The sequence below is a fragment of the Pseudarthrobacter sp. H2 genome (genome assembly GCF_050157045.1).
Lineage (GTDB): Bacteria > Actinomycetota > Actinomycetes > Actinomycetales > Micrococcaceae > Arthrobacter.
This window is the reverse complement of record NZ_CP189594.1, coordinates 730,761-744,025: the sequence shown is the minus strand read 5'-3', so window position 1 is coordinate 744,025 and position 13,265 is coordinate 730,761. Positions and strand designations below refer to the sequence as shown.

Here is a 13,265-nt window from a genome sequence, read left to right as displayed (position 1 = left end):
TCCAAGACTAATGGCGCAAATCGGGCTAATCTGATTTTCGTGTCCCACCATCGTCTGACCCCCAGCGTCTACCAGCAACAGAACCAACTTTCCGCGGCGCTGCGCGCGCTGCGCACCACGCTGGAACTGCCGGGACCGTTCCCCGAGGATGTGCTCCGGGAGGCCGAGGAGGCCGTGGCCGGGCACAAACTGCCGGAGCTGGACCTGACGCGGATCGAGTTTGTGACCATCGATCCGGCCGGCTCCACGGACCTGGACCAGGCCCTGTTCATCGGCCGCTCCGGCGAGGGGTACAAGGTGTTCTACGCCATCGCCGATGTCCCGTCGTTCGTGGCCCCCGGCGGCGCGCTCGACGCCGAAACCCGCCGCCGCGGCCAGACGTTCTACACCCCGGACGGCCGGATCCCGCTGCACCCGGAGGCCATCAGCGAAGGCGCCGGCAGCCTGCTGGCCGGGCAGCTGTGCGCAGCGTTCGTCTGGGAGTTCGAGCTCAATGCCGCCGCGGAGGTGTCCTCCGTGCTCGTGCGCCGGGCCCGGGTCCGCAGCCGGGCCAAGCTCAGCTACCGGGGCGTGCAGGCCGAGCTCGACGCCGGCACCGCGTCCCCGGTGCTGCGCCTGCTCAAGGAAGTGGGCATCAAGCGGGTCGAGCTGGAGCGGCTCCGCGGCGGGGCGAGCCTGAACATGCCCGACCAGGAGATCGCACAGCTGCCCGACGGCGGCTACCGGATCGTCGCGGCCCCGCCGCTCCCGGTCGAGGACTGGAACGCCCAGATTTCGCTCATGACCGGGATGGCCGCGGCCGAGCTGATGCTCAAGGGCAAGGTCGGGATCCTGCGCACCATGCCCGCCCCGGATGAGGGCTCGCTGGCGCACTTCCACCGCCAGACGCACGCCCTGGGCAAGCCCTGGGACGGGACGATGAGCTACGGGGAGTACCTGCGCACCCTTGACCCCACCGATCCCCGCCAGCTGGCGATCGTGCACTCGGCGGGCCTGCTGTTCCGCGGCGCCGGGTACACGCCGTTCGACGGGAGCGTGCCCGGGGATGCGCTGCAGTCCGCCATCGGTGCCGCCTACGCGCACGCGACCGCCCCGCTGCGGCGGCTGGTCGACCGTTTCGTGCTGGTCATCTGCGAGGCGCTCAGCAACGGCACGGACGTTCCGGCGTGGGCCCGTGAGGCGCTGCCCTCCCTGCCGGCGATCATGGCGTCCTCGGACCAACTGGCCGCCAGGCTCGAGCGGCTCTCCCTGGACACCGTCGAGGCGGCCCTGCTGATCAACCATATCGGCCAGGAGTTCGACGCCGTCGTCATCTCCGGTTCGAAACCGGCCAGGAACGGCAACGGCAAGCCGACCGTCGACGACGGCAGGAACAGCGACGGCCGGAACGGCAACGGCAAGAACAGCAACGGCAACGGCCCCTCCGGGATTGTCCAGATTGCCGAGCCCGCGGTGACCGCACGGTGCCCCGGCGAACTGGAATCCGGCACGCAGGTCCGGGTCCGGGTGGTGTCCTCCGATATCGCCATCCCGGAGGTCCGGCTGGAGCTCGTGGGCTGAGCGCCCGCGGCATCCCTGCGCCCGCCGGCGCCGCCAAGGCCGCCATCGCCGGGCCCGCCGGCGCCGCCGCGGCCGGGCCAGTCGAGGTTCCGGGCCGCGTGCAGTTAGACTGGAGAGGTAGAAATGGATGCCCGGTCGTTGATTTCCTTGATTTTTGAATTCAACAAGCCCGCCCCTACGCGATCTTGAGACACACCCGCTGGTCCCCAGTGCCAGCATTTAGATAGCCCGCGATCGGCTTCCACTGGAATTGCTTGCGCGCCTGAGCGTGCTCCGGAACGGCCAGCCGGCCGGCCCCGTAGAGCAAGCGGCGCCAATGCCCAAATGAATAAGGAAACTCCCCAGTGAGTGAATTGCACACGCACCAACTTCTGATCGACGAATCCGGCACAGAAATCATTGAGCCGGAAGAGACCATTATCTCGGACGAAAAGCCGCACGAGATTGCCGAGAAGACCTTCGCCGACTACAACGTCCGGGCGGATATTGTCGAGTCGCTGGCCGACGCCGGTATCACCCATCCCTTCCCGATCCAGGCCATGACGCTGCCCGTCGCCCTGGCCGGCCACGACATCATCGGCCAGGCCAAGACCGGCACCGGCAAGACCCTCGGCTTCGGCATCCCCGCGCTGCAGCGCGTGGTCGGACCGGACGACGCCGGCTATGAATTGCTGCCGGCCCCGGGCGCACCCCAGGCCCTCGTGATCGTGCCGACCCGCGAGCTCGCCGTACAGGTCGCCAATGACCTGCAGAACGCCGCCCGGAAGCGCAACGCCCGGATCGCCACGATCTACGGCGGCCGCGCCTACGAGCCCCAGGTCGAGGCCCTCCAGAAGGGCGTCGAGGTCGTCGTCGGCACGCCCGGCCGGCTCATCGACCTGTACAAGCAGAAGCACCTCGTCCTGAAGAACGTCAAGATGGTCATCCTTGACGAGGCCGATGAAATGCTGGACCTCGGCTTCCTGCCGGACGTCGAGACCCTCATCGCCGGCACCCCTGCCGTCCGCCAGACCCTCCTGTTCTCGGCCACCATGCCCGGCCCGGTCGTCGCGATGGCCCGCCGCTACATGACCCAGCCGACCCACATCCGTGCGGCCGACCCGGATGACGAGGGCCTGACCAAGCGGGACATCCGCCAGCTGATCTACCGTGCGCACAGCATGGACAAGATCGAGGTTGTGGCCCGCATCCTGCAGGCCCGGGGACGTGGCCGCACCATCATCTTCACCAAGACCAAGCGCACCGCCGCCAAGGTTGCCGAGGAACTCGTGGACCGCGGCTTCGCCGCAGCAGCCATCCACGGCGACCTGGGCCAGGGCGCCCGCGAGCAGGCGCTGCGCGCCTTCCGCAACAACAAGGTGGACGTCCTCGTGGCCACCGATGTCGCCGCCCGCGGCATCGACGTCGACGACGTCACGCACGTGATCAACTACCAGTGCGTCGAAGACGAAAAGATCTACCTGCACCGCGTGGGCCGCACCGGCCGGGCCGGCAACAAGGGCACGGCCGTGACCTTTGTGGACTGGGACGACATGCCCCGCTGGGGCCTGATCAACAAGGCCCTGGGCCTGAGCGTGCCCGAACCGGTGGAAACCTATTCCTCCTCGCCGCACCTCTACGAGGAACTCGACATCCCCGCGGGCACCAAGGGCCGTCTTCCCCGGAACAAGCGCGTGCTGGCCGGAGTCGACGCCGAGGTCCTGGAGGACCTCGGCGAGACCGGCAAGAAGAACACGCGCTCCAGCGCACAAAACAGCAGCGGCAGCCGCGGAGCCGGGCGCGACGCCGCCCGCGGCGCGGGCCGTGACAGCACCACTGCCGGCGGCCGCAGCAGCCGCCGCAGCGGCGATGCCAGCGGCGGAAAGGACGGCGCACGCGCCGGGGACCGCCGTCGTCGTCCCGCCGAGGCCGAGGCCGCAACCGTGCAGGCTCCGGCAGCAGCGGCAACGGCAACCGCCAAGGCCCCCGCCGCCGCACCGGTGGAGGTCGACCGGGCCACCCGCGCCCGCCGGCGGACCCGCACCCGCCGCCGCAACGGCGAAGTGGTGACCGGCGACGCGCAGAACCTCGCCCCCCAGCCGAGCAACGCCGAGGCCTAAACACCTCCATGACTGACACCGTCTGGGCGCCGGACGGCAGCAACCTGGTGGTACACGCGGACAACGCGGAGTACCTGCCGACGCTGCCGGACGGCGCCTTCACACTCATTTACGTCGACCCGCCCTTCAACACCGGGCGGGTGCAGCGGCGCCAGGAAACCAAAATGGTCCGCAACGCCGGCGGCGACGGTGACCGGGTCGGCTTCAAGGGCCGGTCGTACGACACCATCAAGGGCGCCCTGCACAGCTACGACGACGCGTTCAGCGACTACTGGTCCTTCCTGGAGCCGCGGCTCGTGGAGGCCTGGCGGCTGCTGGCCGACGACGGCACCCTGTACCTGCACCTGGACTACCGGGAGGTGCATTACGCGAAGGTCATGCTGGACGCGATCTTCGGCCGCGAATGCTTCCTGAACGAGATCATCTGGGCCTACGACTACGGCGCGCGGGCCAAGTACCGCTGGCCCACCAAGCACGACAACATCCTCGTGTACGTCAAGAATCCGGCCCGGTACCACTTTGACAGCGCCGAGGTGGACCGGGAGCCGTACATGGCGCCCGGGCTCGTCACGCCGGCCAAACGCGAGCTCGGCAAGCTGCCCACCGACGTCTGGTGGCACACCATCGTCTCCCCCACCGGCAAGGAGAAGACCGGCTACCCGACGCAGAAACCCGAGGGACTGATCCGGCGCGTGGTGGCGGCGTCGAGCCGCCCGGGTGACTGGTGCCTGGACTTCTTCGCCGGCTCCGGAACGCTCGGCGCCGTGGCCGCGAAACTCGAGCGGAAGTTCGTCTGCGTTGACGAGAACCAGCCGGCCATCGACGTCATGGCCAAGCGCCTCGCCGCCCACGCGACGTTCACCGCGTTCCCGCCGGTCTGACTCCCGCCCCTGACCCCCACCTCCCTGTTGCGCTATCACTTATGGCTGCTATTCAAGCGCCAGAGCGACGTTTACTGATAGCGCAGCGGGCAGGGTGAGGCTGGTTCCCCGGGTCAGCGCACGACGGCGGTTCCGGTGCCCAGTTCCTCGATCCGGGCAAAGACCTCGGGCGAGGTGAGGTTTTCGCCGAGCAGGTTCGGCTTCCCGGCGCCGTGGTAGTCCGAGGAGCCCGTCACGAGCAGGCCGTGCCGCCGGGCGAGGCCGCGCAGGAACTCCCGGCCCTCCTCGGGGTTGTCGCGGTGGTAGATCTCCAGCCCGGCCAGGCCGGCGTCGATCATCTCCCGGTAGGTCTTCTCCCCCACGATCCGGCCGCGGGCGGACGCCACGGGATGGGCGAACACCGGGACGCCGCCGGCTGCACGGACCAGTTCGACGGCGAGCGCCGGGTCCGGGGCGTAGTGCTGCACGTAGTAGCGCGAGCGCGAGGTCAGGATCGAACTGAAAGCCTCGGACCGGTCCCCGACCACGCCCGCGGCCACGAGCGCATCGGCAATGTGCGGCCGGCCCAGGGTGGCCCCGGGCGCCACATGGTGGATGACGTCATCCCAGGTCAGCGGATAGTCCTCGGCCAGCAGGGCCACCATGCGTTCGGCCCGGGTGTGCCGGGCGTCCTTGGCTTTGGTGATTTCCTCGAGCAGTCCGGGGTGGGCCGGGTCATGCAGGTAGCTGAGCAGGTGGACGCTGATGCCTTCCTCCGTGCGGCAGGAGACTTCCATGCCCGGCACTAGGGCGATGCCGTGTTCCCGGGCCGCCAGGGACGCTTCCGCCCAGCCGCCGGTGGAGTCATGATCGGTCAGGGCGACAACGTCGAGCCCGGCCTCCACGGCGGAAACGATGACGTCCGCCGGCGCCTGGGTACCGTCGGACACATTGGAGTGGGCATGCAGGTCAATCCTCACCCCACCAGCCTAGTAGATGTGCAGCGGCACCCGTTGGCCTAAGCCTCGCCGCTGGTGAGACGATGGGACGGTGAACGATGCAGATAACCCCCAGGCCTCCGCTTCCCAGCCCCTCGACGAGCGCGTCAACAACCGCTCGCAGCGTCCCAGCTCCGACGCCTTCAAGGCCTTCATGGCCAGCAACTGGGCGCCGTCCGGGCAGCAGCTGCCCGAACGGGACGCGGTCGCGGGCCACGCCGCCGCCCGGCGCCGGGCCGTTTCACTGCAGTTCAAGGGCGAACGCCTCGTCATCCCGGCCGGCCCGCTGAAGGTCCGCTCGAACGACTGCGACTACCGCTTCCGCCCGCACTCCGGCTTCGCGCACCTCACCGGCCTGGGCGTGGACCATGAGCCCGACGCCGTCCTGATCCTGGAACCCGTGGCGGAAGGCACGGGCGACGACGGCGGGAACCACCGCGCGACGCTGTACTTCCGTCCGCTGGCCGGCCGGGACACCGAGCAGTTCTACGCGGACTCACGCTCCGGGGAGTTCTGGGTCGGCGCCCGCCCCACCCTGGCCGAGTTCAAGGCCCGGCTCGGCCTGGAGACCGCGGATATCGGCGGGCTCGAACTGGCGATCACCAAGAACGTCGGCGCCCCCGAGATCGGCGGCATCTCCATCCGGCTGGTGCGCAAGGTCGACGAGAACATCGATGCCCTCGTGGACACAGCCCGCTACAACACGGCCAAGGATCCCGAGAACCTGGACCTGGGCGTCCTCGACGCCCTCGACGACAAGCTCACCGAGGCCCTCTCCGAGCTGCGCCTGCTCAAGGACGAGTGGGAAATCGGGCAGCTGAAAACCGCCGTCGCCGCGACGGTGCAGGGCTTCACCGAAGTCGTCAAGGCCCTGCCGCGGGCGCTGACCCATCCCCGCGGCGAACGCGTCGTGGAGGGCGCGTTCTTCGCCCGGGCCCGGGAGGAGGGCAACGAGCTCGGCTACGACACCATCGCCGCGGCCGGCAACAACGCCACCGTGCTGCACTGGACCCGGAACACCGGCAGGATCAACGCCGGCGAACTGCTGCTCCTGGACGCCGGCGTCGAGGCCGACTCGCTGTACACCGCGGACATCACCCGCACCCTGCCGGCGAACGGCACCTTCACCGGGGTCCAGCGCAAGGTCTACGAGGCAGTGCTCGACGCCGCCGACGCCGGCTTTGCCGCCGCGCAGCCCGGCACCAGGTTCCGCGACATCCACACCGCCGCGACCACCGTGCTGGCCGAACGCCTTGCCGAGTGGGGCCTGCTGCCGGTCTCCGTCGAGGAGGCCATCAGCGCCGAGGGCCAGCAGCACCGCCGCTGGATGCCGCACGGCACCAGCCACCACCTGGGCCTGGACGTCCACGACTGCGCCCAGGCCAAGCGTGAGCTGTACCTGGAGGGCGTCCTCGCGGCGGGCATGGTGTTCACGATCGAGCCCGGCCTGTACTTCAAGAACGAGGACCTCGCCATCCCCGAGGAATACCGGGGCATCGGCGTCCGCATCGAGGACGACATCCTGATGACGGCCGAGGGCCCGGTCAACCTCAGCGCCGCGCTGCCCCGCAAGGCGGACGACGTCGAGTCCTGGATGGCGGGCATCTACCAGGAAGTCGACAACCAGCCGGCGTAGCCTCACCGCCGTTGGGCAACCATCCAGTCCTGGCCCGCAGGCTGAACACCGGTGATGCGGTCGTCATCGGCCTCGGGTCCATGATCGGCGCCGGGGTCTTCGCCGCGTTCACCCCCGCGGCCCAGGCCGCCGGGTCCGGGCTGCTGATCGGTCTCCTGGTTGCGGCCGTGGTGGCGTACTGCAACGCCACGGCCTCGGCCCAGCTCGCCGCCGAATATCCGGTCTCCGGCGGCACCTATGTCTACGGGCGGGAGCGGCTCGGTCCCTGGCCGGGCTTCCTGGCCGGGTGGGGCTTCGTGATCGGCAAGACGGCCAGCAGCGCGGCCATGGCACTGACCTTTGCCGCCTACGCTGCGCCTGCCGGCTGGGAACGCCCCGTCGCGATCGCGGCGGTGATCCTGCTGGCCGCCATAAACTACCGGGGCGTGACACGCACCGCGGCACTGGCCCGGATCATCGTCGCCGCTGTCCTGGCGGCCCTGGCGATCGTCGTGGCCGCCTGCTGGGGGTCGGGTGCCGCCGATCCGCTGAGGCTGGTCGACGGCGGACTTCTGTCGCACGGCTGGTATGGGATCCTGCAGTCCGCCGGCCTGCTGTTCTTTGCCTTCGCCGGCTATGCCCGCATCGCCACCCTGGGCGAAGAGGTCATCAACCCGCGCAAGACCATCCCGCGGGCCATCGTGATCGCACTGGGTGTCGCCGTCGGCGTCTACGCCATCATCGCAGTGAGCATCCTCGCGGTCCTCGGCCCGGACGGCATCGCCGGCACCCCGGCCCCGCTGGCCGCCGCCCTGGGCGCCGGTTCCTGGAACTGGGCAGCGCCGATCGTCAGAATCGGCGCAGCGCTCGCCGCGCTCGGGGCGCTGCTGGCCCTGATTGCGGGCCTGGGCCGGACCAGCCTGGCGATGGCGCGGGAAGCGGACCTGCCGCGCTGGCTGGCCGCGGTCCATCCGCGCTTCAAGGTCCCCCACCGGGCCGAACTGGTCCTGGCGGCGGCCATCTGCCTCATCATCAGCGTGGCCGACCTCCGGGGAGCCATCGGCTTTTCTTCGTTCGGCGTCCTGATCTACTACCTTGTCGCCAACCTCGCCGCGTACACCCAGACCGGAGAACACCGCCGCTACCCCAAGGCGCTTCAGCTCGCCGGCGCCGCCGCCTGCGCGGTCCTGGTGGCCACCCTGCCCGTCGGCTCCGTGCTCGCGGGACTGGTCATGTTCGCCGCCGGGATCCTCTACCGCGGCGTGCGCCTGCGCCTCGGGAGGGATAACGGCACCACGGGCAGCTGAACGGTTGCGCAGCTGCCGCGAACGTCGGGAAAGATGAAGCCATGACCATTGCCAAATCCATCGTACTCTTCGTCCTGGCCGCAGCAGCTGAAATCGGCGGCGCCTGGCTCGTCTGGCAGTCGGTCCGCGAGGGCAAGGAGTGGTGGTGGGCCGGGCTCGGAGTAGTCGCCCTGGGCCTCTACGGCTTCGCCGCGACCCTGCAGCCGGACGCGCACTTCGGCCGGATCCTCGCCGCCTACGGGGGCGTCTTCGTGGCCGGATCCCTGGCCTGGGGCATGATCTTCGACGGCTTCCGGCCGGACCGCTGGGACGTGACCGGTTCCGTGGTCTGCCTGCTCGGGGTGGCGGTCATCATGTTCGCACCCCGCAACGCCGGCTGACAGCCCGCCTCACTACACAATTGCGTGAATACAGGGGCCGCTGTACTTTGGTTTTATGGAAACCCTCACGCACGCCCCGGTGCTGGCACGGTTCGGCTACGCGGTCTCTGATCCGACCAGGGCCCGGATCCTGCTGGCACTGTCCGGGGCGCCGGCCTACCCGTCCGATCTGGCCGACTCCCTCGGGGTGTCACGGCAGAGCATGTCCAACCATCTGACGTGCCTGCGCGGCTGCGGACTCGTCGTGGCTGTCCCGGACGGACGGCGGAGCCGGTACGAGCTCGCCGATGCGCGGCTGGGCCACGCGATCCGGGACCTGATCGGCGTCGTCCTGGCCGTGGACCCGGCCTGCTGCGCACCCGACGGGACGTGCCTGGCATGACCGCCCTCCGGCTGGGACCCAACCCCGTCCGCCGTGCCGTGCTGAGCCGCCGCATCCGGCTGTTCGCCGCCGCGGCCATCAGCTACAACATCGTGGAAGCCGTCGTGTCGCTCTGGACCGGGGGCGTCGCCGACTCCTCGGCCCTGATCGGCTTCGGCCTGGACTCTGTGATCGAGGTCGCGTCCGCCGTCGCCCTGTCCTGGCAGTTTTCCGCCAGGGACCCGGAACGGCGCGAACACCTGACCCTGCGGATCATCGCGATCTCGTTCTTCGCCCTCGCCGCGTTCGTCACCGCCGGTTCCGTCCGGTCCCTGGCCGGCGGCGGCGAGGCCCGGCATTCCACCCCGGGCATCGTGATCGCCGGGCTGAGCCTGGCCGTCATGCCCGTGCTGTCCTGGCTGCAGCGCCGCGCCGGCCGGGAACTCGGCTCCCGGACAGCCGTCGCCGATTCCAAACAGACCCTGCTGTGCACCTACCTGTCCGCCGTCCTGCTCGTCGGGCTGGTGCTGAACAGCACCCTGGGCTGGTGGTGGGCGGACGCCGGAGCCGCGCTGGTCATCGCCGCCATCGCCGTCCGTGAAGGCATCAGCGTCTGGAAAGGCGACGTCTGCTGCACCGTCCCGCACCCCGCAGCCGCACCCGACGCCGAAGCGGACGGCTGCTGCCCGGCGCCTAATGGCCGAAGGGACGGCTGAGCCTTGGATTTCGAACTGCGCACCATCCGGGACTGCCCGAACAGTGGCCCGGCCCTGGAGCTTTTCCGCAAGGCCCTGGCCGCAGAAGAAAAAGAGACGCAATACCTGACCGTCCGCCTGATCGTCTCCGAAAGCGACGCGGAGGACCTGCAGTTCCACGGCTCGCCGTCCTTCATCGCGGACGGACGTGACCTGTTTCCGGCGGAGACCGCACCGGCGCTGAGCTGCCGGCTTTACCGTTCCGGGCACGGCGTGGCAGGGCTTCCCTCCGAAGAGTCATTGCGCGCCGCGGTGCGCAGCCTCGGCTCCGGCGCATGAATCCGGTGCCCTACTGCTGGGCGCCGTCCTGGTGCTGGGTCTCGTCATTGGCCTGTTGCGCCTTCTGCACATCAGCTGCCCGGAGGCCGTACTGGGGCCTGCCGTCCGGCAGGTCCGGGTAGGTGACGCCGGAGACGCGCGCTGCCGGCTCCTGGGACTGCTCCGCATCGGCAGCCTGGCTTCCCTGGCCCGGCTGTGCCGAAGCCCCGGGGCCGTACTGACCTGCCGGCTGGCCGCCCGTCTCCGGCGTCCGCTGGCCGTACGGGTCGTTCCAGCCCGCGGGGCGTTCCGGAGCATGGCCCTGCTGGCCGGGCAGGGGCGGCTGGTTCTGGTAGTCGCGCTCCGGGTAGCCGGCGGCTCCCGCCGTGCCCGCAGCGCCGGCGGCAGACCCCGACGCGTCAAGCCGGGTCATGGGCAGCTGGTGCAGCAGGCGGCGTGCCTCGTTCGCCGCCTCGAAGGACACCACGACGTCGTAGCTGGTCGCCACAACCTGGTTCGTCGAGGTGAAGTCACGCTTGCCGCGCTGCATGGCGTAGGTGACGATGCCAAACAGCATGAAGAACGCGGCCCCCATCAGCACGGACGTCACAATCGAGAAGTACCCCGGCGTTGTCGAGAAGAAGGACAGCATGACGCCGACGAACAGGCCGAACCACATGCCGCTGAGCGCACCGGAGAGGGCCACGCGCGGATAGGTGAGCCTGCCGGTCACCCGCTCGACCATCTTCAGGTCATTGCCCACGATCGAGACCAGCTGCACCGGAAACTGCTGGTCCGCCAGATAGTCCACTGCCTTCTGGGCATCCAGGTAGGAGGTATAGGAACCGACGGTGTCCCCCTTGGGGACGCTGCGGGCATCGTCCGGGCCGCTGGGGGCACCGGCCCTGGGAGCACCAAAAATGTTTGACATATGCCCATTCTCGCCTATCCGGCTGGTGATCGCCTGCAAATTCAGCTAAAAGAGAGCAGACTCGGTAGCCTGTACACGTGAGCACAAATATTTCGCGGGTGTTTGTCGCGCGCCTCCTCGGACTGGATGTCTTCGACCCGCTGGGCGACCGTCTGGGCCGGCTGCGCGACGTCGTCGTGCTCTCACGCGGAACCCGGGGCGCCCCTCACGTGGTCGGCATCGTCGTCGAGGTCCCGGGCAAGAAACGCGTCTTCGTGCCGATGACGCGGATCACCTCGATCGACCAGACGCAGGTCATCTGCACGGGCCTGGTGAACCTGCGCCGCTTCGAACAGCGCGGGGCGGAGACCCTCGTGGTGGCCGAGATGTTCGACCGCCGGGTGACCCTCGCGGACGGCAGCGGCGACGCCACCATCGAGGACATCGCGATGGACCGGCACCGCTCCGGGGACTGGTTCGTCAGCAAGCTCTTCGTCCGCCGCGGCCATTCCCTGTCCCCGCTGAGCAGGCTGCGCCGCAACGAGACCATGATCATCGGCTGGGCCGACGCACAGCAGGGTGCCAAAACCGAGCCGCAGGCGGCCACGCAGTTCGTCGCGACGCACGAGGACCTGAAGCCGGCCGACTTCGCCGAGGCACTCCAGGAGATGAGCGACAAACGCCGCTTCGAAGTCGCCAGCGAGTTGCAGGATGAACGGCTGGCCGACGTCCTGCAGGAGATGCGGGAAGGCGATCAGGTGGAGATTCTCTCCGCCCTGGACGTGCACCGCGCCGCGGACGTGCTGGAGGAAATGGACCCTGACGACGCCGCCGACCTCCTGGCCGAGCTCCCCAGCGCCCAGGCCGAAGAGCTGCTCCAGCTGATGGAGCCCGAAGGCGCCGAAGACGTCCGCCGCCTGCTCGAATACGACGAGGACACCGCCGGCGGCCTGATGACCCCGGTCCCGGTCATCCTGCCCCCGGAAGCAACCGTCGCCGAGGCGCTCGCACACGTCCGCCGCGAGGAGCTGTCCCCCGCGCTGGCGTCGTCGATCTTCATCGCACGGCCCCCGCTGGAGACGCCCACGGGCCGGTTCCTCGGCGTCGTGCACATCCAGCAACTGCTGCGTTTCCCCCCGCCCGAGCCGCTGGGCAACCTGGTGGACAAGACCCTGGAGCCCGTCTCCGACCACGCCCACATCAGCGAGGTGGCCCGCACGCTGGCCACCTACAACCTCAATTCGCTCCCCGTCGTGAACAGCGACGGACGGCTTGTGGGGGCGGTGACTGTTGATGACGTGCTGGATCATCTGTTGCCCGATGACTGGCGCGCCCACGAGGACGATGCCCCGATAAGGAAGCTTGGAGGCCGCATTGGCTGACAACAGCACACCAAGAACCTCCACCGTCCGGCCGGGCAGCCAATCCACCGGGAAGGGCGGCCTCGATACCCCCTTGAGCGGCCGTGCGCGGATCCTGCCCAAGTTCTCCCCCAACCCGGATGCCTTCGGGCAGACGACCGAAGGCTTTGCCAGGTTCATGGGCACGCCGCAGTTCCTGGTCTACATGACCGTTTTCTGCGTCTTCTGGCTGGTCTGGAACACTTTTGCGCCGCAGGAGTGGCAGTTCGACTCCCGGGATCTCGGCTACACCCTGCTGACCCTGATGCTGTCGCTCCAGGCCTCGTACGCCGCCCCGCTGCTGCTGCTCGCCCAGAACCGCCAGGACGACCGGGACCGCGTCTCGCTCCAGCAGGACCGGCAGCGCGCGGAGCGCAACCTCTCGGACACCGAATACCTGACCCGCGAACTGGCGTCCCTGCGGATCGCCCTGCGTGAGGTCGCCACCCGCGACTACGTGCGGGCCGAGCTGCGCAGCCTGCTGGAGGACATGCTGGAGGCGCAGGAGGAACTGCGCAGCCACGACCCGTCGGCCGGAATCCATGAGACCCCGAAGGACAAGTCCAAGGACAAGCCGAAGCGCGACAAGCAACGCGGCCCCCGGACCCAGCAGGTCCCCAAAGTAACGCCGGACACCACGGCCGAAAGCCCGGGCATTCCCGCACACCGCACCTTCCCCGAAAGCTGAGCATTCACCGCATGTACACCCCGCCGGACAGCACCCCTCCGGACTCCCGTCAGGACTCCCCGCTGGGCTCACCA

At 69.3% G+C, this 13,265-nt stretch carries 13 protein-coding genes; 11 read left to right on the top strand and 2 right to left on the bottom strand.

Annotation, left to right across the window (positions count from 1 at the left end):
* Positions 1–39: 39 nt before the first annotated feature.
* The 3 genes from ACQCSZ_RS03555 (at position 40) to ACQCSZ_RS03545 (ending at position 4,540) form a co-directional block, all read left to right on the top strand.
* Complete coding sequence (locus tag ACQCSZ_RS03555) at positions 40–1,560, top strand: RNB domain-containing ribonuclease (protein ID WP_427006723.1); 1,521 nt, start codon at positions 40–42, stop codon at positions 1,558–1,560.
* Positions 1,561–1,904: 344 nt separating this feature from the next.
* A complete protein-coding gene (locus ACQCSZ_RS03550) occupies positions 1,905–3,659 on the top strand; it encodes a DEAD/DEAH box helicase (RefSeq protein ID WP_427006722.1) in 1,755 nt (584 codons plus the stop codon).
* An 8-nt stretch (positions 3,660–3,667) separates the two neighbouring features.
* The gene (locus tag ACQCSZ_RS03545) at positions 3,668–4,540 is read left to right on the top strand and encodes a DNA-methyltransferase (protein WP_427006721.1); all 873 of its coding nucleotides are present in this window, start codon (positions 3,668–3,670) and stop codon (positions 4,538–4,540) included.
* A gap of 113 nt (positions 4,541–4,653) precedes the next feature.
* Here the strand turns inward: ACQCSZ_RS03545 and ACQCSZ_RS03540 are convergent, their stop codons facing one another.
* Positions 4,654–5,499, bottom strand: coding sequence for a PHP domain-containing protein (locus ACQCSZ_RS03540; protein WP_427006720.1), 846 nt, complete (start codon positions 5,497–5,499; stop codon positions 4,654–4,656).
* A gap of 70 nt (positions 5,500–5,569) precedes the next feature.
* Between ACQCSZ_RS03540 and ACQCSZ_RS03535 the strand changes: the two genes are divergently transcribed.
* Genes ACQCSZ_RS03535 through ACQCSZ_RS03510 form a run of 6 tightly spaced genes read left to right on the top strand, consistent with a single transcriptional unit; the run spans position 5,570 to position 10,214 of the window.
* Complete coding sequence (locus tag ACQCSZ_RS03535; RefSeq protein WP_427006719.1) at positions 5,570–7,153, top strand: aminopeptidase P family protein; 1,584 nt, start codon at positions 5,570–5,572, stop codon at positions 7,151–7,153.
* Positions 7,154–7,164: 11 nt separating this feature from the next.
* On the top strand, positions 7,165–8,439 hold the full coding sequence (locus ACQCSZ_RS03530) for an APC family permease (protein WP_427006718.1): 1,275 nt from the start codon (positions 7,165–7,167) through the stop codon (positions 8,437–8,439).
* A 41-nt stretch (positions 8,440–8,480) separates the two neighbouring features.
* Positions 8,481–8,819 carry a YnfA family protein gene (locus ACQCSZ_RS03525; RefSeq protein ID WP_427006717.1) on the top strand — a complete coding sequence of 113 codons (339 nt, stop codon included), beginning with the start codon at positions 8,481–8,483 and terminating at the stop codon, positions 8,817–8,819.
* A gap of 55 nt (positions 8,820–8,874) precedes the next feature.
* A complete protein-coding gene (locus ACQCSZ_RS03520; protein ID WP_211881677.1) occupies positions 8,875–9,201 on the top strand; it encodes an ArsR/SmtB family transcription factor in 327 nt (108 codons plus the stop codon).
* Positions 9,198–9,896, top strand: coding sequence for a cation transporter (locus ACQCSZ_RS03515; RefSeq protein ID WP_427006716.1), 699 nt, complete (start codon positions 9,198–9,200; stop codon positions 9,894–9,896). Before ACQCSZ_RS03520 ends, ACQCSZ_RS03515 begins: the two co-directional genes overlap by 4 nt.
* A gap of 3 nt (positions 9,897–9,899) precedes the next feature.
* Entirely contained in the window at positions 9,900–10,214 is a 315-nt protein-coding gene (locus tag ACQCSZ_RS03510; RefSeq protein ID WP_427006715.1) for a hypothetical protein, read from the top strand.
* A gap of 10 nt (positions 10,215–10,224) precedes the next feature.
* Here ACQCSZ_RS03510 and ACQCSZ_RS03505 read toward each other — a convergent pair whose 3' ends face one another.
* Positions 10,225–11,124, bottom strand: coding sequence for a general stress protein (locus tag ACQCSZ_RS03505; protein WP_427006714.1), 900 nt, complete (start codon positions 11,122–11,124; stop codon positions 10,225–10,227).
* Positions 11,125–11,201: 77 nt separating this feature from the next.
* Between ACQCSZ_RS03505 and ACQCSZ_RS03500 the strand changes: the two genes are divergently transcribed.
* Both ACQCSZ_RS03500 and ACQCSZ_RS03495 read left to right on the top strand, forming a co-directional pair.
* Entirely contained in the window at positions 11,202–12,485 is a 1,284-nt protein-coding gene (locus ACQCSZ_RS03500) for a magnesium transporter MgtE N-terminal domain-containing protein (protein ID WP_427006713.1), read from the top strand.
* Positions 12,466–13,191 (top strand): DUF1003 domain-containing protein, encoded by a 726-nt coding sequence (locus tag ACQCSZ_RS03495; RefSeq protein WP_427006712.1) that lies wholly within the window; start codon positions 12,466–12,468, stop codon positions 13,189–13,191. The genes ACQCSZ_RS03500 and ACQCSZ_RS03495 overlap by 20 nt, the downstream gene beginning before the upstream one ends.
* The last annotated feature ends 74 nt before the right edge of the window (positions 13,192–13,265 follow it).

Excerpts from the sequence above, each read along its gene's own strand:
- ACQCSZ_RS03515 (WP_427006716.1), top strand. The coding sequence starts at position 9,198 with ATGACCGCCCTCCGGCTGGGACCCAACCCCGTCCGCCGTGCCGTGCTG.
- ACQCSZ_RS03525 (WP_427006717.1), top strand. The coding sequence starts at position 8,481 with ATGACCATTGCCAAATCCATCGTACTCTTCGTCCTGGCCGCAGCAGCT.
- ACQCSZ_RS03520 (WP_211881677.1), top strand. The coding sequence starts at position 8,875 with ATGGAAACCCTCACGCACGCCCCGGTGCTGGCACGGTTCGGCTACGCG.
- ACQCSZ_RS03505 (WP_427006714.1), bottom strand. The coding sequence starts at position 11,124 with ATGTCAAACATTTTTGGTGCTCCCAGGGCCGGTGCCCCCAGCGGCCCG.
- ACQCSZ_RS03545 (WP_427006721.1), top strand. The coding sequence starts at position 3,668 with ATGACTGACACCGTCTGGGCGCCGGACGGCAGCAACCTGGTGGTACAC.